Here is a 19,443-nt window from a genome sequence, read left to right as displayed (position 1 = left end):
CCCCCGGTTCCGGCCTGCGCGGGGTCAGCTGCGCGGCGCCCTGGCGAGCTGGCGGGACTGGGCGACCAGCCGGTCCGCGCTGTCCCAGACGTCCGCGTCCTCCTCCAGGAAGCCGCCCGCGAGGTTGCGGGTGGTGATGGAGACGCGGAGCGGTCCGGGGGCCGGGCGGCAGCGGATGTGGGTGGTGAGTTCGATGGTCGGGGTCCAGCCCTTGAGCCCCAGCTCGAACGAGGTCGGCGGCAGGGCGTCGACGGTGAGCAGCAGCGAGAGCGGGTCGGCGTCGCGGCCGTCCGCGAGCCCGAACCAGCCGCGCATCTCGCCCTTGCCGGACGGCTGCCCGACGGCCCAGCCGATCGTCGCCGGGTCGAGCCTGATGTCGAGCCGCTCGGTGATGGCGGAGCTGCCGGGGATCGGGGCCGGGCCGTCGCCCGGACCCAGGCAGTTTTCGCGGGGCGGGATGGCGGGCGGCTCCGCCGACGTACGGATGTCGTCGGTCAGGCCGTCCAGGTCGCCGTAGGTGGCGAGGACCCGGATGCGCTCGACCTCGGTGCCATCGTCCGCGTACTGGAAGAGGGAGGCCTCGCCGGTGGAGAGGGTGCGCCCGGTCCGGACGACCTGGGTGCGGATCACCGCGGGGCCCGGGACGGACGCGGTGAGGTAGTGCGCGGAGACCGAGAAGGGGTCCTGGTGCGGGAGCGCCTGGCCGAGCGCGCGGCCGAGCATCGCGAGCAGGTAGCCGCCGTTGACGGCGTGGATGATCGTCCAGCCGGCGGAGAGCTCGGCGTCGTAGACGCCTTCTTCGCGAAGGGTGACGGCGGTGTCCCGGTCGAACTCGCTGTCGCCGATGGTCGCCTGCGCGGTCTCTGCCGCCTGCGTTGCTGCCTGTGCCATGCGACGCACGGTACACCGATCCCATTACTGAGCGGTAGCTTTTCTCGCTCGGTGAGACGGCTTGGTGAGACGGCTCGGTGAAATGGCTCGGTCAGACGGTAAGGGCCGGCGCTACCCCTCCTCCGCCGTCGCCGAGCGCCGGTTGTAGGCGCGCGGCGCCCGCCAGTGGTAGCGCAGCGCCAGCAGCCGCAGCACGAACGCCGTGATCACCGCGGCCCCGCTGGTGAAGGCGTTGAGCGCGTCGAAGCGGATGCAGAGCACGATGATCGCGGCCCCGACGATCGCGGGCACCGCGTACAGGTCGCGGTCCCAGCGCAGCAGTGAGGGCACCTCGTTGGCGAGTACGTCCCGCAGCACACCGCCGCCGACCGCGGTGGCCAGCCCGAGCGCCGCCGACGCGGTCAGGCCGAGGCCGTAGTCGTACGCCTTGACCGTCCCGGTGACGCAGAAGAGCCCGAGCCCGGCCGCGTCGAAGACGTTGACGCCGACCTGGATGCGCTCGACGTGCGGATGCAGGAAGAAGACCAGACCTGCGGCGAGCAGCGGGGTGGTGAAGTAGCCGAGATCCGTGAAGGCGGCCGGCGGCACCGCCCCGATCATCACGTCACGGAACAGCCCTCCGCCCAGCGCGGTGACCTCGGCGAGTACCGCGATGCCGAAGACATCGAAGTTCTTGCGTACGGCGAGCAGAGCGCCGGAGATCGCGAAGACGAAGATCCCGACGATGTCGAGCGCGTGTTGGACGGAGGGCGTGAACAGTTCGTTGAGCACCGGGCAATTGTGCCGGTACTACTCCTTGGGGTTTTCCTCCACGGCCTCGGAGGGGGTGACCGCATCACCCTCGGCGGGGCTTTCCGGCTTCGTCACCGTGACCAGCTCGACCGCTTCCCGGGCCGCGGCCGGCGCCTGGTCCGGTGCGTTCTCCGGGTGGTGGCAGGCGACCTGGTGGCCGGTCTTCAGCGCGACCAGCGGCGGTTCCTGCGTCTTGCAGATCTCCGTCGCCTTCCAGCACCGGGTGTGGAACCGGCAGCCGCTGGGCGGCGAGATCGGCGAGGGCACATCGCCCGTGAGCAGGATGCGCTCGCTCTTCACCCCGCGCCGCCGGGGGTCCGGCACCGGCACCGCGGACATCAGGGCCTTGGTGTACGGGTGCATGGGCGCCGAGTACAGCGACTTGCGGTCCGCCAGCTCGACGATCTTGCCCAGGTACATGACCGCGATCCGGTCCGAGACATGGCGGATGACCGAGAGGTCGTGCGCGATGATCACGTACGTGAGCCCGAGCTCTTCCTGGAGGTCGTCGAGCAGGTTGACCACCTGCGCCTGGATCGACACGTCCAGCGCGGAGACCGGTTCGTCGGCCACCACGAGCTTGGGGCGCAGGGCGAGCGCGCGGGCGATGCCGATGCGCTGGCGCTGGCCGCCGGAGAACTCGTGCGGGTAGCGGTTGTAGTGCTCGGGGCTGAGCCCGACCAGCTGGAGCAGTTCCTGGACGTGGTTCTTGAGACCGCCCTCGGGCTCGACGCCCTGGAGCCTGAACGGCGCGCTGACGATCGTGCCGATCGTGTGCCGCGGGTTCAGCGAGGAGTACGGGTCCTGGAAGATCATCTGGATGTCGCGCCGCATCGGCCGCATCTTGCCCATGGACAGATGCGTGATGTCGCGGCCGTCGAACTCGACCTTGCCGGCGCTCGGTTCGATCAGCCGGGTGATCAGCCGGCCCATCGTCGACTTGCCGCAGCCGGACTCGCCGACGACGCCCAGGGTCTCCCCCGGGTACACCTCGAAGTCGATGCCGTCGACGGCCTTGACCGCGGCGCTCTGCCGGCCGAGCAGTCCCTTGCGGATCGGGAAGTGCTTGGCCAGGCCCTCGACCCTGAGCAGCGGCTCGCGCGAGGCGGTGGCCTGCTCCGGGATCGTCACGTCCTTCTCCGGCACCGGGGGATCCTTCTTCTCGCTCACGTCGCTCACATCACTCGCCTCGCTCACAGCTTCGGCGCAATCTCTTCGGTCCAGATCCGGGTCCGCTCCTCCGGCGACATGTGGCAGGCGGAGTAGTGCCCGTCGCCGACCTGCTGCAGCTCGGGACGCGTCGTGCGGGTGAGGTCGTCCTTGGGGATGTCCGCGTACGGGCAGCGCGGGTTGAAGGCGCAGCCGGTGGGCACGTTGATCAGCGACGGCGGCTGGCCCTTGACGGGGATCAGCCGCTCGGTCTGCTCGCGGTCGATGCGCGGCATCGAGGTGAGCAGGCCCCAGGTGTACGGGTGCTGGGCCTCGTAGAAGACCTTCTCCGCCGGTCCGCGCTCGATGCACCGGCCGCCGTACATCACCAGGAGTTCGTCGGCCATCTCGGCGACGACCCCGAGGTCGTGCGTGATCATGATGACGGCGGAGCCGAACTCCTTCTGCAGGTCCCGGATCAGGTCCAGGATCTGCGCCTGGACGGTGACGTCCAGGGCGGTGGTCGGCTCGTCCGCGATGAGCAGTTCCGGGTTGTTGACCAGCGCCATCGCGATCATGGCGCGCTGGCGCATTCCGCCGGAGAACTCGTGCGCGTAGGCGTCGACCCGCTTGTGCGGCTCGGGGATGCCGACCCGGTCGAGCATCTCGATGGCCCGGGTGCGGGCGGTCTTCCTGTTGACCTTGTTGTGGATCCGGTAGGCCTCCACGATCTGCGCGCCGACCTTGAAGTACGGGTGCATCGCGGAGAGCGGGTCCTGGAAGATCATGGCCATCTTGCGGCCGCGCAGCTCGCGCACCCGGGCGTCGGAGGCGCCGATCAGCTCCTCGCCGTCCAGCCAGACCTCGCCCGAGATACGGGCGTTGGGGGCCGTGCGGTGCAGGCCCATCACGCCGAGCGAGGTGACGGACTTCCCGGAGCCGGACTCGCCCACGATGCCGAGGGTCTGTCCGGGCTTCACGTCGAAGCTGACGCCGTCGACGGACTTGACCAGCCCGTCGTCGGTCTTGAAGTGGATGCGCAGGTCCCGTACGGAGAGGAATGGCTCGTCGCCGCCGACGCGCGCGGCGGGCTCGCCGGCCGCCGCGGTCTGTGCCTTGGAAAGCTCGGTCACGAGTACCTCACCCTGGGGTCGATGGCGGCGTACACCAGGTCCACCAGCAGATTACAGATGACGATGAAGAAGGCCGCGACGAGCGTCACGCCCATCACGATGGGCAGGTCGCTCTCCTGCACGCTCTTGATGGCGAACTGGCCGAGTCCGGGGAAGGAGAACACGGTCTCGGTGATGACGGCGCCGCCGACCAGCAGGCCGAAGTCCATGCCGAAGATGGTGACGATGGGGGTGAGCGCGGCGCGCAGACCGTGCTTGCCGATGACCTGGCTCTCCCGCAGGCCCTTGGCGCGGGCCGTTCGGATGTAGTCCTCGCCCATCGTCTCCAGCATCCCGGCTCTGGTGATGCGGGCGTAGAGCGCGGAGTAGAGGAAGGCCAGCGAACACCACGGGATCAGCAGGTTCCACGCCCAGTCCAGCGGATTGTCCGTGAACGGCACATAGTTGACGCCGCCTTCCCAGACCGGCCATTGCACGGTGAACACACCGAGCGCGAGCATTCCGGTGAAGAAGATCGGCAGGGAGACACCGGCGAGCGCGATGGCCATGAAGAAGCGGTCGAGGACCGAACCCCGCTTGAGCGCGGAGACGACACCGATCGCCACACCGCTGATCAGCCAGATCACCGCGGCGCCGATCGCCAGGGAGAACGTGACCGGAATGCGTGCGGTCAGCTCGGGCCACACCTCGACGTGTCGCTTGAACGAGTAGCCGAAGCACGGCACGCCACAGTGCGTGGCCTCGGGGCCGAACTGGAAGTCGGCGCCGACGAAGAGCTGCTTGATGAAGTGCCAGTACTGGATGTAGAGCGGCTGGTCGAGGCCGAGATTCTGCTTGACCGCGAGGATGGACTGCGGATTGGCGTCCTTGCCCACGTACTGGGCTGCCAGTTGGTCCATCGTCTGCCCGGCGATACGGGGGACGAGGAAGAAGATCGCGAAGGTGACTGCGCTGACGATCAACAGCAGCAGCACCGCGCCGAAGACGCGTCGAATTATGTACGCAGCCACAGCTATCCGGCGCCGGTAACTGTCTGCCGGGGGGAACCCGTCCGGTCGGACACCGTGCCTTCACCTGCCTTTCGGGACAATTCTGGGCCCGGGGGCCCGCTCCCCGGGCCGCGTGCGCGGCCCGGGGAGCGGGGCCGTTCCTACTTGGCGGAACCCATCAGCACGTAGTCGTAGATGCCGAGGTAGGCCTGGGTGACCGTGACGTTCGTCGCGGACTTCGGCCGGAGCAGCAGGTTCTTGCGGTAGATCAGCGGCACTGCGGTAGCGCCTTCGGCCACGGCCTTGTCGACGTCGCCCCACGCCTTCTCACGGGCGGCGGTGTCGGTGTTGGCGATGCCCTCGTTGAGCAGCTTGTTGATCTTCGGGTCGTTCAGTTCCTGAACGTTGTTGCCACCGGACGGCTTGATGGACGCGCCGTTGATGATCTGGTCCAGGAAGCCGAAGCCGGTCGGCCAGTCGGCACCCCAGGCGCTCATGATCATGCCGAGCTTGTTCGCGTGCACGTAGCTCGGGTTGCCCGCGAAGTTCGAGAAGTACTTACCGGTCGGGAAGCTCTTGATCTCGGCGTTGACGCCGATCTTCTTGAGCGAGGCCTGCACCGCGGTGACCATGGACATCTCGGCGGGGCGGTCGGAGCGGGCCGAGATCTTGGTGTCGAAGCCCTTCGGCTTGCCGCACTGCTTCAGCTCGTCCTTGGCCTTGGCCTCGTCGCCCTTGTAGCCGGCGGTCTCGTACAGGTCGAACTTCGAGTAGCCGTTGACCGTCGGCGGCAGCAGCGTCGTCGCGACGTCACCCTTGGGGTCGCCGCCCTGGGCGGCCTGGACCGACGCCTTGTCGATGCCCCACTGCACGGCCTTGCGGCAGTGGATGTTGTCGAACGGCTTCACGTTGACGTTGAGACCGATGTACGAGGTGGCGCCCGCGTACGGGTTGTCGGTCTGCTTCTTCAGGTCGGCCTTGGTCAGCACCTTCGGCTGGGTCGCCGGGGCGACGCCGGTACCGGCGGCGTCAGCGGTGATGTTGTCGGCGAGGAGGTTGTTGTCGACCGTCTCCTGCTTGACCTTGAACCGGATCGTCACCTTGTCCGGCAGGGCCGGGCGCAGCGAGTCGGTCTTCGGGTCCCAGTTCGGGTTGCGCACGAGGGTCGCGCTGCGGCCCTCCTCGTAGGACTCGAACTTGTACGGGCCCGAGGACATGATGTGCTTCACGTAGTCGGCGCCGGTGTCCTTCGCGGCCGGCACGGGGGCCGTCTGCGTGAAGGTCGCCAGGTAGTCGAAGTCCGCGAAGGCGTCCTTCAGCTTGAAGATGATCGTGTTGTCGTCCGGCGTCTCGATGGAGGCGATGCCGTCCGGGTTCTTGTCCTTGTACGGACCCTTGTACTTGTCGCCGCCGATGAGGTGGGACTTGAAGTACGTCGGGCCGTTGGACATGGCCTCCGGCGCGAAGTTGGAGCGCTCGACGGCGTACTTGACGTCCTTCGAGGTGATCACGGAGCCGTCTTCGTACTTGAGCCCCTTCTTGATCTTGTACGTCCAGGTCTTCGCGTCCGCGCTCGCCTTGCCGAGGCCCTCGGCGAGGTCCGGGACGACCTCCAGGCCGTCCTTGCCCGCGGCCGGCTTGAACGAGGTGAGCGAACGGCCGTACAGGCGGGAGAAGTTCTGCACCCACCCGTAGTACGTGTTGCCGGGGTCGAGGGAGTCGGGCTCGTCGGACAGTTCGAGTTTGAGCGTCCCGCCCTTCTTGTCCGACTTGTTGACGATCGAGGTCAGCGCGGCGTCAGTGGCACCGGAGCCGCCCTTGTCGCCGCCGCCGCTGTTGTCGTCCTTGGAGCCGTTGCACGCGGAGGCGCCCAGCATCAGGACCACAGCCGTGGCAACCACCGCTGTCGTTTTTCTGGTCTTCACCTGAGGAAATTCCCCTCAATCGATGGTTGCCATGGCATGTCGCACGTCGTTGTGACGAGGACCCGGGCACTACTTGCTGCGGGGGTCGAGTGCATCGCGCAGCCCGTCTCCCAGCAGGTTGAACGCCAGGACCGTGACGAAGATGGCCACGCCCGGCACGATCATGTACATCGGGTCGTTCTGGTAGAAGTCGATCGCGTTGGTGAGCATCCCGCCCCAGGAGGCCTGCGGCGGGGCGATACCGACCCCGAGGTAGCTGAGACCGGCCTCGAAGAGGATGTTCGAGGGGATCAGCAGCGTGGAGTAGACCAGAACGGGTGCCACCAGGTTCGGCAGCAGCTCCCGGAAGAGAATGAAGGGTCCCCGGGCGCCCAGCGACCGGGCCGCTTCGACGAATTCGCGGTTGCGCAGGCTCATCGTCTGGGCCCGGACGATACGTCCCATGTACGGCCAGCTGAAGAAGCCGATCACGAAGATCAGTACCGCGATCCGCAGCGGCAGACCCGTCAGGCCGAAGGCGCCGTCCTGGAGTGCCGCCGAGATGGAGATCGCGAACAGCAGCAGCGGGAAGGCCAGGAAGGTGTCCATCATGCGGCTGATGATCGTGTCCACCCAGCCGCCGTAGAAGCCCGAGACCACACCGAAGAAGACGCCGATCACCACGGAGAGCAGGGTGGCGCCGACGGCGACGACGAGGGAGACCCAGGAGCCCTCGATGACCCGGGTCATGATGTCGCGCCCGTACTGCGGTTCGACGCCGAGCGGGTGGCTCCAGCTCATGCCGCCCCAGTCGCCCTTGGGGGCGAGCAGCGCGGGGTCGATGAGTTCCTGGTGGAAGGCGTTGGGGTCCAGACCGAAGACGGCCTGGATCGGCTTGGAGAGGACGGCGAGCAGGATCAGCAGGATGACAACGATGCCGCCGACAACGGCCACCTTGTCGCGCTTGAAGCGCGTCCAGGCGATCTGTCCGAGCGAACGGCCCTCGATCTGGCTCTGCTTGACTCCCGTGAGTACTGCCTCCGGCTGAGCCTCGGCAGCCGATCCGGTGGTCTCGATCGGTGCGGTCACAGTGCCTTTGACCCCTCCCGCCGGCGGTGGCCGGCCCTTGCTCGCCGCGGTAACGGCCTGGCGCGCATCAGCCGCGCACGCTCATGCGGTTGATGTCTTGGTACTGAGATACGTCTGAAGCGTCTGAAGCGTCCACGGAATGTCCGCCGGGGCAACCTCGTACAAAGGAGCGACGATCCCCACTAGCCGGGAGTCTTCAACGCGATTGCGATCACCCGCCAGACCTGACGGGGAATGTTTGCTCAAACGTGATGCGGTCAGTGAGCTTCCGTTATCCGGACAGCTTGATCGAGTGAGCGGACCACTCGGCCGCTAATCCACCAGAACGGACATGACGCCCAACAGGCGTTATTGGGTGGCTATTTGGGTGACCGTGGCGGTCGCCTTGTCCGCCCGGGGGCCCTTTGTCCGCTCGGGTGAGCGGACCCGGTGGGCCTAGTAGGCGTGCGGGGCCGGACCGGGCGCCTGCGGGTAGCCGTAACCGGGAGCGACGACGCCACTGCGGCCGGCCGGGGCGTGCGACTCGCGGTCGTAGAACGGACGGGAGTTGCCCCGCAGCCACATCGCGACCGGGTCGTACTCGTCGGACATGGCGACGGTGGAGACCGGCAGCCCCTCCGGGACCGTGCCGATCGACTGCTGCATCATCGCGCGCACCGCGTCGACGGACGGCTGGCTGGTGTCGTACAGATCGAGGCCGATGGCGAGGTACGGGACACCGAGCGCGGGCTGCACCCAGGCGCGGCGCAGCGAGCGGATCGCCGGGGTGTGGTGGGCGTTCTGCGTCAGCTGGGCGTAGAACTGCGGGGTCTCGACGGCGGGGTCGCTGATCCGCAGCGGACCGGCGGGCATCCGGTCGAGGCCGGTGGCGATCCGGCGCAGGTCGAGCCAGGGAACGCCCACGCCGCCGCCCGGGGCGTGCGGGTTCAGCCAGATGCCCCAGCGGTCGGGGAAGAGGGCGCGGGCGATGTCACGGCCGCCCACCACCTCATGGGCGCGGTTCCAGCCGCTGGCGGCGAGCTCCTGGGCGGAGGTGACGCAGGGGGCGTAGCCGAGGCCGTCGATCTCCATGTTGCCGTACTGGGCGTCGGGCGAACCGGCCCGGCCGTGCCAGAGCAGCATCCAGATCCGGTCGGCCGCCAGGGCCTGGAGCAAGGCCTCGTACGCGTCGTAGCGCCCGGGTGTCACTTGGCGCAGCATGTGCTCGACCTTCCCGGCCGCCGCGGTGCCTGACGCACTCACCCTGGGTCCCGCCCCTCTTCGATCCACTGTGTCGGCCTGCCGCTCCCGGGGCACGCGGGTACGGCGCGGTGCCGAGGCACCAGCCATCAAACCAGCTTAGGCGCCGGTCCTGACACCGACTTGACGCCATGGGCCGCAGCCGTCCGCGCGCGGACCGACGGGCGGCGCTACTCGCCGGCGCGCTGATAGAACGGCCGGATCCTCGCCCGCATCCAGTCGGCGACCGGGTCCTGCGCCACGTCGAGCAGCACCAGGTTGACCGGCCACGGCAGCTCGACGCGGCCGAGCGCGCGGCCGAGCGCGTCCATGGGGGCGTTGCGCCCGGCACCGTCCCAGGTCGAGAACTCGACGCCGACGAAGAGGACGGGGTCGCCGCCCTCGATGCTGGCCAGGGCCCTGCGGGCGCTGAGCACGACACCGCTCTCCTCGAACTCACCGGCGGCGGCGGCGAGGAAGTCGACGGGCTCCTCCTTCCAGTCCGGCTCATAGAGCCGGACCCGGCCGCCGCTGGCCGGTCCGTCGAGCAGGCTGCGCCCGGCCCGGCAGAGTTCGGCGACGGCGGGCGGCGGAAGGGGCATGCCGACCGCACCGCCCGGGTTCACCGCGATGCCGAGCTGCGGGGGCAGCCCGCGGGCGAACTCGACGGCGGGCGCCACGGTGAAGGACATGCGGGTGCCGACGCAGCCGAGGAACTGCTGCTCGGAGCTGAACACGGGGACGTACGCTGCGCCGTCGATCTCCAGTGTCGGCAGGTCCAGATCGGTGGCGTCCGGTCCGCCGCCGTTGGGCAGGGGCACCCAGACATGGCTGCGGCCGAGCACCTCCACGAGCCGGCCGCCCGCTTCCGGGTTGCCGAGCGAGGCGCCCAGTACTTCTTCGAGCTCATTGGCCGGCCATCCGCCCTGCGGGACGGTGTGACCGTGTGCCGGAATGTCCACTGCTTCCCCCTCTTGCCCCGTGCCGTGCAGCAAGAGGTTAGCGCCGCGCACCGGGTGTCCGGGCATCGGACGGGGCATCGGACGGCGTACTACCGGTCCTCGCTCCGGGCGGCCGCGAAGGTGATCCGCGTCAGCAGCGCCGCCGCCTCGCGGTCCAGGAGCACCGCCGAGACGCAGCCGAGCGGCAGTGTGCCCGTCTCGGTGTCCCGCAGCAGCCTGCGCAGGGCCCTGCGGTGCCGGGCGAACGCGTACCCGGAGACGCCGCGCCCCCGCTCCAGCTGGCCCGCCCGCGCTGTCTGCGGGGTGACGTCGAGCAGGACGAGGTGCAGGACGCTGCCGCGCCGCCGGGCGTCGCGCGCCAGCCAGCCGCGCACCCAGGCCTGGGTGCCGCAGTCGTGGACGACGACGGAGACCCCGGAGCGCAGCACCTGCCACAGTCCCCAGTAGTGGGCGACGCGGACGACCGGGCGGTAGAGGGCGTACGGGACTAAGCGCGGCAGCAGAGCGGCCCAGCGGTCCCTGGTGTCCTGGGAGTCGATGACGCGGGCGGACACCGCCCGCCTGATCAGGGTCGATTTGCCGCTGCCCGGCAGCCCGGAGACCACCACGACGTCACCCGCCACGAAATGCAGGGCGCGCGGGCCGCGCCCGGACCGGCCCCGCAGATCCCGTACGACAGGTCCGTGCGGGCCCCGCGTCTCCCGGGCCGGCGCACCCGGCTGTGCGGGCAGTGCCCCGTGTGCGACCCCCGCGGTCGTCGCGTACCGCTGCAACGTCATCGCCATCCCCTGTCGGCCGACCCACACCTGCCAAGAAGTGTAAAGAAAAGGTAATGCGACACAAGCGTGCGACCCGCCGGATCCGGTGGGGTACCGACGCCCCACTGTCCGGCGATGCGTGCGATGATGACCCGGCCAACTGCATAAAGGCCGCTCGAATCCGCGCGGGAGAGTTCCGGCTTTTGGGCCGGGCGCCGAAGGAGCAAGATCCTCCCTTGAATCTCTCAGGCCCCGTACCGCGTGGATGAGGCAGATCTGAAAAGCGAGTCGCCCAGCGGCTCCACCCAAGGTGCAAGCCGAACCCCTCCGGGGCCTCTCGGCGAACCTCTCAGGTTCCGATGACAGATGGGGAGGGATCGTCCTCGTCGTCATGCCCTGGGAGCCATATCCATGAGCACCGCCCCCCGTCTCACCACCCTCGATGCCCTGCACCGGTCGCTGGGCGCCACGATGACCGACTTCGCGGGCTGGGACATGCCCCTGCGGTACGCCAGTGAGCGCGACGAGCACATCGCCGTGCGCACGAAGGCCGGCCTCTTCGACCTCTCCCACATGGGCGAGATCACCGTCACCGGCCCGGCCGCCGTGGATCTGCTGAACTTCGCGCTGGTCGGCAACATCGGCACCGTGTCGGTGGGCCGGGCCCGCTACACAATGATCTGCGCCGAGGACGGCGGCATCCTGGACGACCTGATCGTGTACCGGCTGGCGGAGACCGAGTACATGGTGGTCGCCAACGCCGGCAACGCCCAGATCGTGCTGGACGCGCTGACCGCCCGCGGCGAGGGTTTCGACGCCGAGGTGCGCGACGACCACGACGCGTACGCGCTGCTGGCCGTCCAGGGCCCCGAGTCCCCCGCCATCCTGGCCGCCGTCACCGACGCCGATCTGGACGGGCTGAAGTACTACGCCGGACTGCCCGGCACGGTCGCCGGGGTCCCCGCGCTGATCGCCCGTACCGGCTACACCGGCGAGGACGGCTTCGAGCTGTTCGTCGCCCCCGGGCACGCCGAGCAGCTGTGGCGGGCGCTGACCGAGGCCGGCGCCTCCCGCGGCCTGATCCCCTGCGGGCTCTCCTGCCGCGACACGCTGCGCCTGGAGGCGGGCATGCCGCTGTACGGGCACGAGCTGACCGCCGGGCTGACCCCGTTCGACGCCGGGTTCGGCCGGGTCGTGAAGTTCGAGAAGGAGGGCGACTTCGTCGGCCGCAAGGCCCTGGAGGCCGCCGCCGAGCGCGCCGGGACCACCCCGCCCCGCAAGCTCGTCGGCCTGGTCGCCGAGGGCCGCCGGGTCCCGCGCGCCGGATTCCCCGTCGTCGCCGGCGGCCAGGTCATCGGCGAGGTCACCTCCGGTGCCCCGTCCCCCACCCTCGGCAAGCCGATCGCCATGGCGTACGTCGACGCCGGGCACGCCACGCCCGGCACCGAGGGCGTCGCGGTGGACATCCGGGGCAGCAACGAGCCGTACGAGGTCGTGGCGCTGCCGTTCTACAAGCGCCGGAAGTAGCCGGAAGCAGGCCGTGGGCGCGACACCGCCCCGCACACGTGACGCAGTCCTGTCTCACACCGTAAGACCATCGTTCATCAGCACTCCCCCGCGTACAGGAGAATTCAGGTCATGAGCAACCCCCAGCAGCTGCGGTACAGCAAGGAGCACGAGTGGCTGTCGGCCGTCGAGGACGGTGTGGCCACGATCGGCATCACGGAGTACGCGGCCAACGCGCTCGGTGACGTCGTCTACGCCCAGCTCCCCGAGGTCGGTGACACGGTGACCGCGGGCGAGACCTGCGGTGAGCTGGAGTCGACCAAGTCGGTCAGCGACCTGTACTCGCCGGTGACCGGCGAGATCACGGCCGCGAACCAGGACGTGGTGGACGACCCCTCGCTGGTGAACTCCGCACCGTTCGAAGGCGGCTGGCTGTTCAAGGTACGCGTCACGGACGAGCCGGAGGATCTGCTCTCCGCCGACGAGTACACCGCGTTCTCCGGCAACTGAGACCCCTAGGGACCACCTGATGTCGCTTCTCAACTCCTCCCTCCACGAGCTGGACCCGGACGTCGCCGCCGCTGTCGACGCCGAGCTCCACCGTCAGCAGTCCACCCTCGAAATGATCGCCTCGGAGAACTTCGCTCCGGTCGCGGTCATGGAGGCCCAGGGCACCGTCCTGACCAACAAGTACGCCGAGGGCTACCCCGGCCGCCGCTACTACGGCGGCTGCGAGCACGTCGATGTGATCGAGCAGATCGCCATCGACCGCGTCAAGGCGCTGTTCGGGGCCGAGGCCGCGAACGTGCAGCCGCACTCCGGCGCGCAGGCCAACGCCGCCGCGATGTTCGCGCTGCTGAAGCCGGGCGACACGATCATGGGCCTGAACCTGGCCCACGGCGGTCACCTGACCCACGGCATGAAGATCAACTTCTCGGGCAAGCTCTACAACGTGGTCCCGTACCACGTGGACGAGTCCGGCCTCGTGGACATGGCCGAGGTCGAGCGCCTCGCCAAGGAGTCCAAGCCGAAGCTGATCGTGGCCGGCTGGTCCGCGTACCCGCGTCAGCTGGACTTCGCCGCCTTCCGCCGGATCGCGGACGAGGTCGGCGCGTACCTGATGGTCGACATGGCGCACTTCGCCGGCCTGGTCGCCGCGGGTCTGCACCCCAGCCCGGTGCCGCACGCCCATGTCGTCACCACCACCACGCACAAGACCCTCGGCGGTCCGCGCGGTGGCGTCATCCTGTCGACGCAGGAGCTCGCCAAGAAGATCAACTCGGCGGTCTTCCCGGGTCAGCAGGGCGGCCCGCTGGAGCACGTGATCGCGGCCAAGGCGGTCTCGTTCAAGGTCGCGGCGACCGAGGAGTTCAAGGAGCGCCAGCAGCGCACCCTGGACGGCGCCCGCATCCTCGCCGAGCGTCTGGTGCAGCCGGACGTCACCGAGGTCGGCGTCTCCGTCCTGTCCGGCGGCACGGACGTGCACCTGGTCCTGGTGGACCTGCGCAACTCCGAGCTGGACGGCCAGCAGGCCGAGGACCGGCTCCACGAGCTGGGCATCACGGTCAACCGGAACGCCATCCCGAACGACCCGCGGCCGCCGATGGTCACCTCGGGTCTGCGGATCGGCACCCCGGCCCTGGCCACCCGCGGTTTCCAGGCGGAGGACTTCACCGAGGTCGCGGAGATCATCGCCGCCGCCCTCAAGCCGTCCTACGACGCGGACGACCTGAAGGCCCGCGTCGTCGCGCTCGCCGAGAAGTTCCCGCTGTACCCCGGTCTGTAGTCCGGTCTGCAGTCCGGTCTGTAGTCCGGACCTGCGCATTTGCACGTTGGGGCGGGGCACCACGCACACTGAACAGTGAGCGCGGTGCCCCATCCCTTGTCCCCCGCTCTCCGGGCCGACCCGGCCCGTACCGCACCACCCGGCAGACAACGGCGTCTACCAGCGCTTTTGAGGAGTCACCCGTGGCCATCTCGGTCTTCGACCTGTTCTCGATCGGCATCGGCCCGTCCAGCTCCCATACGGTCGGCCCGATGCGCGCGGCCCGTATGTTCGCGCGCCGGCTGAAGAACGAGGGCCTGCTCGCCCACACCGCCTCGATACGCGCCGAGCTGTTCGGCTCGCTCGGCGCCACCGGCCACGGCCACGGCACCCCCAAGGCCGTCCTGCTCGGCCTGGAGGGCGAGTCCCCCCGTACCGTCGACGTCGAAACGGCCGACGACCGGGTCGCCGAGATCCGCTCCACCGGCCGGCTCAACCTCCTAGGCATGCACGACATCGCCTTCGACGCCGAGGAGCAGCTGATCCTGCACCGCCGCAAGGCCCTGCCGTACCACGCGAACGGCATGACGGTCTTCGCGTACGACCGCGACGGCGCCCCGCTCCTGGAGAAGACGTACTACTCGGTCGGCGGCGGCTTCGTGGTCGACGAGGACGCGGTGGGCGAGGACCGGATCGTCCTCGACGACACCGTGCTGAAGAACCCGTTCCGCACCGGCGACGAACTGCTGCGGCTCGCCGGTGACACCGGTCTGTCGATCTCCTCCCTGATGCTGGAGAACGAGCGGGCCTGGCGCACCGAGGACGAGATCCGCTCGGGCCTGCTGGACATCTGGCGCTCCATGCAGGCGTGCGTGTCCCGCGGCATGTCCCGCGAGGGCATCCTGCCCGGCGGCCTCAAGGTCCGCCGCCGCGCCGCGAACACCGCCCGCCAGCTGCGCGCCGAGGGCGACCCGCAGACCCACGCGATGGAGTGGATCACCCTCTACGCGATGGCGGTCAACGAGGAGAACGCCGCGGGCGGCCGCGTCGTCACCGCCCCGACCAACGGCGCGGCCGGCATCATCCCGGCGGTGCTGCACTACTACGTGAACTTCGCGGCCGGCGGCGCCACCGAGGCGGAGAAGGACGACAGCATCGTCCGCTTCCTCCTGGCCGCCGGAGCCATCGGCATGCTGTTCAAGGAGAACGCCTCCATCTCCGGCGCCGAGGTCGGCTGCCAGGGCGAGGTGGGCTCCGCCTGCTCCATGGCCGCGGGCGCCCTCGCCGAGGTGCTGGGCGGCACCCCCGAGCAGGTCGAGAACGCCGCCGAGATCGGCATGGAGCACAATCTGGGCCTGACCTGCGACCCGGTCGGCGGCCTCGTCCAGATCCCGTGCATCGAGCGCAACGGCATGGCGGCGGTGAAGGCCGTCACGGCTGCGAAGATGGCGCTGCGCGGCGACGGCAGCCACAAGGTCTCCCTCGACAAGGTCATCAAGACCATGAAGGAGACCGGCGCCGACATGAGCGTCAAATACAAGGAGACGGCGCGGGGCGGGCTCGCGGTGAACATCATCGAGTGCTAGGCAGATGGGCCCTGACCAGCGTGTTTCCATCTTTCAGCGCTGTCAGGCCCTTCCCTTCGATCACCGTTCGGATCCGCCCGGCCCGCCGGCCGTCGCCAGGATGTATCAAATCGACCCCCTGAGCACGCCAGAGGGGTGCGATTTGATGCATGAGCACTGCGGAGAGCTCCTGCCTGGAGCAGCGGCTGGCCGGTCTCGCCCCCACGTTCACGACACGTTCACGACGGCGCAGGCGCGTCAGGCCCGACTATCCCCCGCGATCTGGCGCGCTTGGTCGCGGAAGGCGGGACAGACGAGCTGTCCCGAGGGGTGTACCGGCGGGCAGACGCCCCGGAGACCGCGCACGCGGATCTCCTGGCCGTGTGCGCGCGGGCTCCCGGCCGTGTCGTGTGCGGCGAGTCCGTCCTGGCCCCCTGCATGAGCTGATCGACGACGTCCCCGCAGCAGTACACGTCGCCGTGCCGCGAGGTACACGCCGCCCGACCATTTCCTACCCGCGGACCGTTGTGGCGCAAGGCCCCACGTCGCACCAGACTGGTCATATGACACAGGGCTCGCCTATCCGCGGCGGGACAGGCCTTCGTGTACGGCAGGATCCAGCTATGAGACTTCTAGTGATGGGCGGCACCTGGTTCCTCGGCAGACACGTCACCGCGGATGCGATCAGCCGGGGATGGGAGGTGAGCACCTTCAACCGTGGCCGTTCCGGAACCGACGTGCCCGGCGTCCGGCCTCTGCACGGAGACCGGACAGTGGCCGCTGATGTTCGTCGGCTTGCCGCACAGGGCCCGTGGGATGCGGTCATCGACACATCGAGTTCGGATCTGGCTCCCCGCGACGTGCAGTTGGCCGCTTCGGCGCTGAAGAACGTCGCGGCCCGTTGGGTACACGTGTCCACCGTTTCCGTCTACCAGGACTGGCCTCACCTCCCCCTTACCGAGCGCTCCCCGCTGCTGGAGTGCCCCGCTGACGCGGACGGCAGCTACGGCTACACCGGTGAGGGAGGCAGCCCTACGGCCTACGGCTTTCAGAAGGCAGGCGGAGAACGGGCCGTCGAGGAGTCGTTCGCTGACCGCACGGTGTTCCTGCGCCCCGGCGTCATCCTCGGCCCCGGAGAGTACGTGGGACGCCTGCCCTGGTGGCTGCACCGCGCCGGGCGAGGCGGCCGGATCCTGGCCCCCTCACCTGGTTCACGGACCATTCAGCCTGTCGACGTTCGTGATGTGGCCGCATTCGCACTCGACCAGGCGGAAGAGAACGGGGCCGGAAGCTACAACGTCGCACACCCTGACGGCATCACCTTCACGAGGTTCCTGGAGACCTGCCTGAACGTCACAGGCGGAACAGGAGACCCGGTATGGGTGGACCCCGAGGTGCTCACAACCCACGGCGTGAAGCAGTGGACCGAGATCCCGTTGTGGCGCACCCATGAGGGCGTGTGGTCGGTGGACGCGAGCCGGGCCTCGGCCGCGGGGCTGCGGTGCCGAACTCTGGCGGAAACGATCGCCGACACGTGGGCCTGGCTGCGCGACAAGGGCCGACCCGTGCCCCACCCCCGGGGGGCCGAGCACGGAATCGACCCGGCGAAGGAGGCCGCCGTACTCGCCTCCCTCTGATCAGGCGCCCAGGGCAGGGACTTCGTACGGCGAAGGGAGCTGTCCGTCCTTCTCTGCACGCTCATGATGCGCGCGGCCAAACTGGAGTGGTACGAGCAGGGAGTTGTCTGGCATCGCGTCATCACGGATGAACACCGCTCGGCCATCAACGATGTCCCGGCCGACAGCCTCGACGCCCGCGCCCGGGAAATCCGGCCCTTGCTTCTTCGCCGACAGCAACGTCCTACTGCGCCCCGGCGGACCGCTGGAGCCCGTCGCCGAGTGGGCCACCGCCTTCCGCGACGCGGGGCAGAAACTCGGTCACGCCGTCCAGGACGGAACGCTCGACCGCGGACTGCGACAGGTGCTCAGCTACCACGTGACCTTTCACTGGAACCGACTCTCGAACGACACCGGTCATCCGGTGAGTGCCGCCTGTCAGTTTGCCGAGGCGGCAACAGCGCTCGCGGCCGGCCGGCCGTCCGGCGCATGATCGTGTTCCGGGCCGCCGGCCGCTTCCGGGCGGTACGGGTCCGGAGCGCGGTCGGCCGAAAGCACCCGACCGTGACCGGCGCAGACCGAGAACCGCGGAGGACCCATGTCGCATCAGCCCGCCCAGTCCCCGGAACCCACGCACCGCACGGTGGCCTCTCCCGCCGGCCGTATCCACCTGGTGGAGCAGGGCACCGGGCCCCTGGTGCTGCTGCTGCACGGATTCCCGGAGTCCTGGTACTCCTGGCGCCACCAGCTGCCCGCGCTGGCCGCTGCCGGATACCGGGCGGTCGCCATCGATGTCCGGGGATACGGACGGTCCTCCCGGCCCTCGGACGTCTCGGCGTACCGGATGCTCGAACTGGTCGAGGACAACGCCGCCGTGGTGCACGCGCTCGGGGAGCGAAGTGCCGTGGTCGTCGGCCACGACTGGGGCGCGACGATCGCGGCGAACTCCGCGCTGGTCAGGCCCGATGTCTTCCGCGCAGTGGGGCTCCTGAGCGTTCCGTACGCCCCGCGCGGCGGTCCGCGCCCCAGCGAGGTCTTCGCGGGGATGGGCGGGGACGAGGAGTTCTACGTCGCCCGGTTCCAGGAGCCCGGCCGGGCCGAGGCCGAGATCGAGCCGGACGTCCGCGGCTGGCTCGCGGGCTTCTACGCGGCGTTCTCCGCCGACACCATGCCCGCGTCCGACGCCCCGGACCCGCACTTCGCCGGGTCCGGCGGGACACTGCGCGAGCGGTTCCCCGACCGGCGGCCCGGCTGGCTCGGTGAGGACGGACTCGACTTCTACGCGGGCGAGTTCGAGCGGACCGGAATGAGCGGGGCACTCAACCGCTACCGGAACATGGACCGGGACTGGGAGGATCTCGCGGACTTCGACGGCGCACCCGTCACTCAGCCGTCCCTCTTCCTCGGCGGGTCCCTGGACGCCTCCACCACCTGGCTGGCCGATGCCATCGCGGCGTATCCCACGACGCTGCCCGGCCTGGTCTCCGCGCAGATCCTGGACGGCTGCGGCCACTGGATCCAGCAGGAGCGCCCCGAGGAGGTCAACCGGATCCTGACGGGCTGGCTCGCCTCGCTGGCCGCCTGAACCGGCCCTACGGTGAGAGGGGCCGGCGGGGCGGATCTGTGCGCCGAATCGGCCAGGCCCACCCCCGCCGTCCGCCACTCGGCCGGCACAGGAGTGCTCCAACTACTCATAACCGAGCAGCCGTTCCTGTCGAACACACATTTTCAGTCACACGCGGCTCCCTTCCCCCGCATACTGGGAGTTCACTGGTCGTGACGAGTGGTGACGGAATCGCCGTGCACGTCAGGCGGTCCGCTGCCATGAGCCCCATGGGCCCGGCTCCGATGCCCAGGCCCCGGCGGAGGAAAGAGGACAGCGATGACAGCCGCCCCTCCCGTGGCGCACACCCGACGGGATCCGGCCGTCCGGCCCAGCCGCGCCGTTTCACGGACGGCGTCGCGACCCCCTCGTACCGACCAACCGCCCCGCCGCCGCTGATCCGCTGCTGCGGGGCGGTCCGCCGTAGCCCGTTCACGGTCACCGCCCTTTCGTCGGGCCGGTGCGGGCAGCTGTCCCCGAGAACGCGGCCGTGTCGAAGCGCC

Annotated in this window: 17 protein-coding genes and 1 riboswitch; of the genes, 7 read left to right on the top strand and 10 right to left on the bottom strand. The window is 69.5% G+C overall.

Features of this window, described 5'->3' with window-relative positions; all coding sequences use genetic code 11:
* Positions 1 to 24 precede the first annotated feature (24 nt).
* The 10 genes from ACZ6S6_RS16765 to ACZ6S6_RS16720 all read right to left on the bottom strand — a co-directional run bounded on the left by ACZ6S6_RS16765 (position 25) and on the right by ACZ6S6_RS16720 (position 10,906).
* Positions 25 to 891: a thioesterase family protein gene (locus tag ACZ6S6_RS16765; RefSeq protein ID WP_362962904.1), complete on the bottom strand. Its 867-nt coding sequence runs from the start codon at positions 889 to 891 to the stop codon at positions 25 to 27.
* 111 nt (positions 892 to 1,002) lie between these two features.
* Positions 1,003 to 1,662 carry a trimeric intracellular cation channel family protein gene (locus ACZ6S6_RS16760; protein WP_469706071.1) on the bottom strand — a complete coding sequence of 220 codons (660 nt, stop codon included), beginning with the start codon at positions 1,660 to 1,662 and terminating at the stop codon, positions 1,003 to 1,005.
* Between the two features lie 18 nt (positions 1,663 to 1,680).
* Positions 1,681 to 2,829, bottom strand: coding sequence for an ABC transporter ATP-binding protein (locus ACZ6S6_RS16755; protein WP_469706098.1), 1,149 nt, complete (start codon positions 2,827 to 2,829; stop codon positions 1,681 to 1,683).
* Between the two features lie 47 nt (positions 2,830 to 2,876).
* Positions 2,877 to 3,965: an ABC transporter ATP-binding protein gene (locus tag ACZ6S6_RS16750; RefSeq protein WP_469706070.1), complete on the bottom strand. Its 1,089-nt coding sequence runs from the start codon at positions 3,963 to 3,965 to the stop codon at positions 2,877 to 2,879.
* Positions 3,962 to 4,975, bottom strand: coding sequence for an ABC transporter permease (locus ACZ6S6_RS16745; protein WP_362962910.1), 1,014 nt, complete (start codon positions 4,973 to 4,975; stop codon positions 3,962 to 3,964). The genes ACZ6S6_RS16750 and ACZ6S6_RS16745 overlap by 4 nt, the downstream gene beginning before the upstream one ends.
* A gap of 140 nt (positions 4,976 to 5,115) precedes the next feature.
* Positions 5,116 to 6,879 carry an ABC transporter substrate-binding protein gene (locus tag ACZ6S6_RS16740; protein WP_469706069.1) on the bottom strand — a complete coding sequence of 588 codons (1,764 nt, stop codon included), beginning with the start codon at positions 6,877 to 6,879 and terminating at the stop codon, positions 5,116 to 5,118.
* Between the two features lie 69 nt (positions 6,880 to 6,948).
* Positions 6,949 to 7,947 carry an ABC transporter permease gene (locus ACZ6S6_RS16735; protein WP_362962914.1) on the bottom strand — a complete coding sequence of 333 codons (999 nt, stop codon included), beginning with the start codon at positions 7,945 to 7,947 and terminating at the stop codon, positions 6,949 to 6,951.
* 435 nt (positions 7,948 to 8,382) lie between these two features.
* Positions 8,383 to 9,189, bottom strand: coding sequence for an enhanced serine sensitivity protein SseB C-terminal domain-containing protein (locus ACZ6S6_RS16730; protein ID WP_362962916.1), 807 nt, complete (start codon positions 9,187 to 9,189; stop codon positions 8,383 to 8,385).
* 167 nt (positions 9,190 to 9,356) lie between these two features.
* On the bottom strand, positions 9,357 to 10,127 hold the full coding sequence (locus tag ACZ6S6_RS16725; protein WP_362962918.1) for an enhanced serine sensitivity protein SseB: 771 nt from the start codon (positions 10,125 to 10,127) through the stop codon (positions 9,357 to 9,359).
* An 89-nt stretch (positions 10,128 to 10,216) separates the two neighbouring features.
* The gene (locus ACZ6S6_RS16720) at positions 10,217 to 10,906 is read right to left on the bottom strand and encodes an AAA family ATPase (protein WP_362962920.1); all 690 of its coding nucleotides are present in this window, start codon (positions 10,904 to 10,906) and stop codon (positions 10,217 to 10,219) included.
* Between the two features lie 155 nt (positions 10,907 to 11,061).
* Positions 11,062 to 11,155, top strand: a riboswitch (glycine riboswitch).
* Between the two features lie 141 nt (positions 11,156 to 11,296).
* Here ACZ6S6_RS16720 and gcvT point away from each other — a divergent pair.
* From gcvT to ACZ6S6_RS16685, 7 genes are all read left to right on the top strand, one after another.
* Positions 11,297 to 12,412 carry a glycine cleavage system aminomethyltransferase GcvT gene (gene gcvT / locus ACZ6S6_RS16715; protein WP_362962922.1) on the top strand — a complete coding sequence of 372 codons (1,116 nt, stop codon included), beginning with the start codon at positions 11,297 to 11,299 and terminating at the stop codon, positions 12,410 to 12,412.
* Positions 12,413 to 12,523: 111 nt separating this feature from the next.
* The gene (gene gcvH, locus ACZ6S6_RS16710) at positions 12,524 to 12,901 is read left to right on the top strand and encodes a glycine cleavage system protein GcvH (RefSeq protein ID WP_362962924.1); all 378 of its coding nucleotides are present in this window, start codon (positions 12,524 to 12,526) and stop codon (positions 12,899 to 12,901) included.
* Positions 12,902 to 12,920: 19 nt separating this feature from the next.
* Positions 12,921 to 14,177: a serine hydroxymethyltransferase gene (gene glyA, locus ACZ6S6_RS16705; protein WP_469706068.1), complete on the top strand. Its 1,257-nt coding sequence runs from the start codon at positions 12,921 to 12,923 to the stop codon at positions 14,175 to 14,177.
* Between the two features lie 182 nt (positions 14,178 to 14,359).
* Positions 14,360 to 15,742, top strand: a complete 1,383-nt coding sequence (locus ACZ6S6_RS16700; RefSeq protein WP_363076333.1) for an L-serine ammonia-lyase — start codon at positions 14,360 to 14,362, stop codon at positions 15,740 to 15,742.
* A 602-nt stretch (positions 15,743 to 16,344) separates the two neighbouring features.
* Positions 16,345 to 17,358 (top strand): NAD-dependent epimerase/dehydratase family protein, encoded by a 1,014-nt coding sequence (locus tag ACZ6S6_RS16695; protein ID WP_362962930.1) that lies wholly within the window; start codon positions 16,345 to 16,347, stop codon positions 17,356 to 17,358.
* A 127-nt stretch (positions 17,359 to 17,485) separates the two neighbouring features.
* Positions 17,486 to 17,830, top strand: a complete 345-nt coding sequence (locus ACZ6S6_RS16690; protein ID WP_362962933.1) for a hypothetical protein — start codon at positions 17,486 to 17,488, stop codon at positions 17,828 to 17,830.
* Positions 17,831 to 17,935: 105 nt separating this feature from the next.
* Positions 17,936 to 18,922: an alpha/beta fold hydrolase gene (locus tag ACZ6S6_RS16685; protein ID WP_469706067.1), complete on the top strand. Its 987-nt coding sequence runs from the start codon at positions 17,936 to 17,938 to the stop codon at positions 18,920 to 18,922.
* Positions 18,923 to 19,443: the final 521 nt, after the last annotated feature.

The organism is Streptomyces sp. NPDC048671 (genome assembly GCF_055587045.1).
Note: the sequence above shows the minus strand (reverse complement) of the source record. Positions and strands in the feature narration are given on the sequence as shown.

What these genes read in the sequence shown, in the direction of transcription:
- ACZ6S6_RS16765 (WP_362962904.1), bottom strand. Translation starts at nt 891, where the DNA reads ATGGCACAGGCAGCAACGCAGGCGGCAGAGACCGCGCAGGCGACCATC.
- ACZ6S6_RS16720 (WP_362962920.1), bottom strand. Translation starts at nt 10,906, where the DNA reads ATGACGTTGCAGCGGTACGCGACGACCGCGGGGGTCGCACACGGGGCA.
- gcvT (WP_362962922.1), top strand. Translation starts at nt 11,297, where the DNA reads ATGAGCACCGCCCCCCGTCTCACCACCCTCGATGCCCTGCACCGGTCG.
- gcvH (WP_362962924.1), top strand. Translation starts at nt 12,524, where the DNA reads ATGAGCAACCCCCAGCAGCTGCGGTACAGCAAGGAGCACGAGTGGCTG.
- glyA (WP_469706068.1), top strand. Translation starts at nt 12,921, where the DNA reads ATGTCGCTTCTCAACTCCTCCCTCCACGAGCTGGACCCGGACGTCGCC.
- ACZ6S6_RS16695 (WP_362962930.1), top strand. Translation starts at nt 16,345, where the DNA reads ATGAGACTTCTAGTGATGGGCGGCACCTGGTTCCTCGGCAGACACGTC.
- ACZ6S6_RS16690 (WP_362962933.1), top strand. Translation starts at nt 17,486, where the DNA reads ATGAACACCGCTCGGCCATCAACGATGTCCCGGCCGACAGCCTCGACG.
- ACZ6S6_RS16685 (WP_469706067.1), top strand. Translation starts at nt 17,936, where the DNA reads ATGTCGCATCAGCCCGCCCAGTCCCCGGAACCCACGCACCGCACGGTG.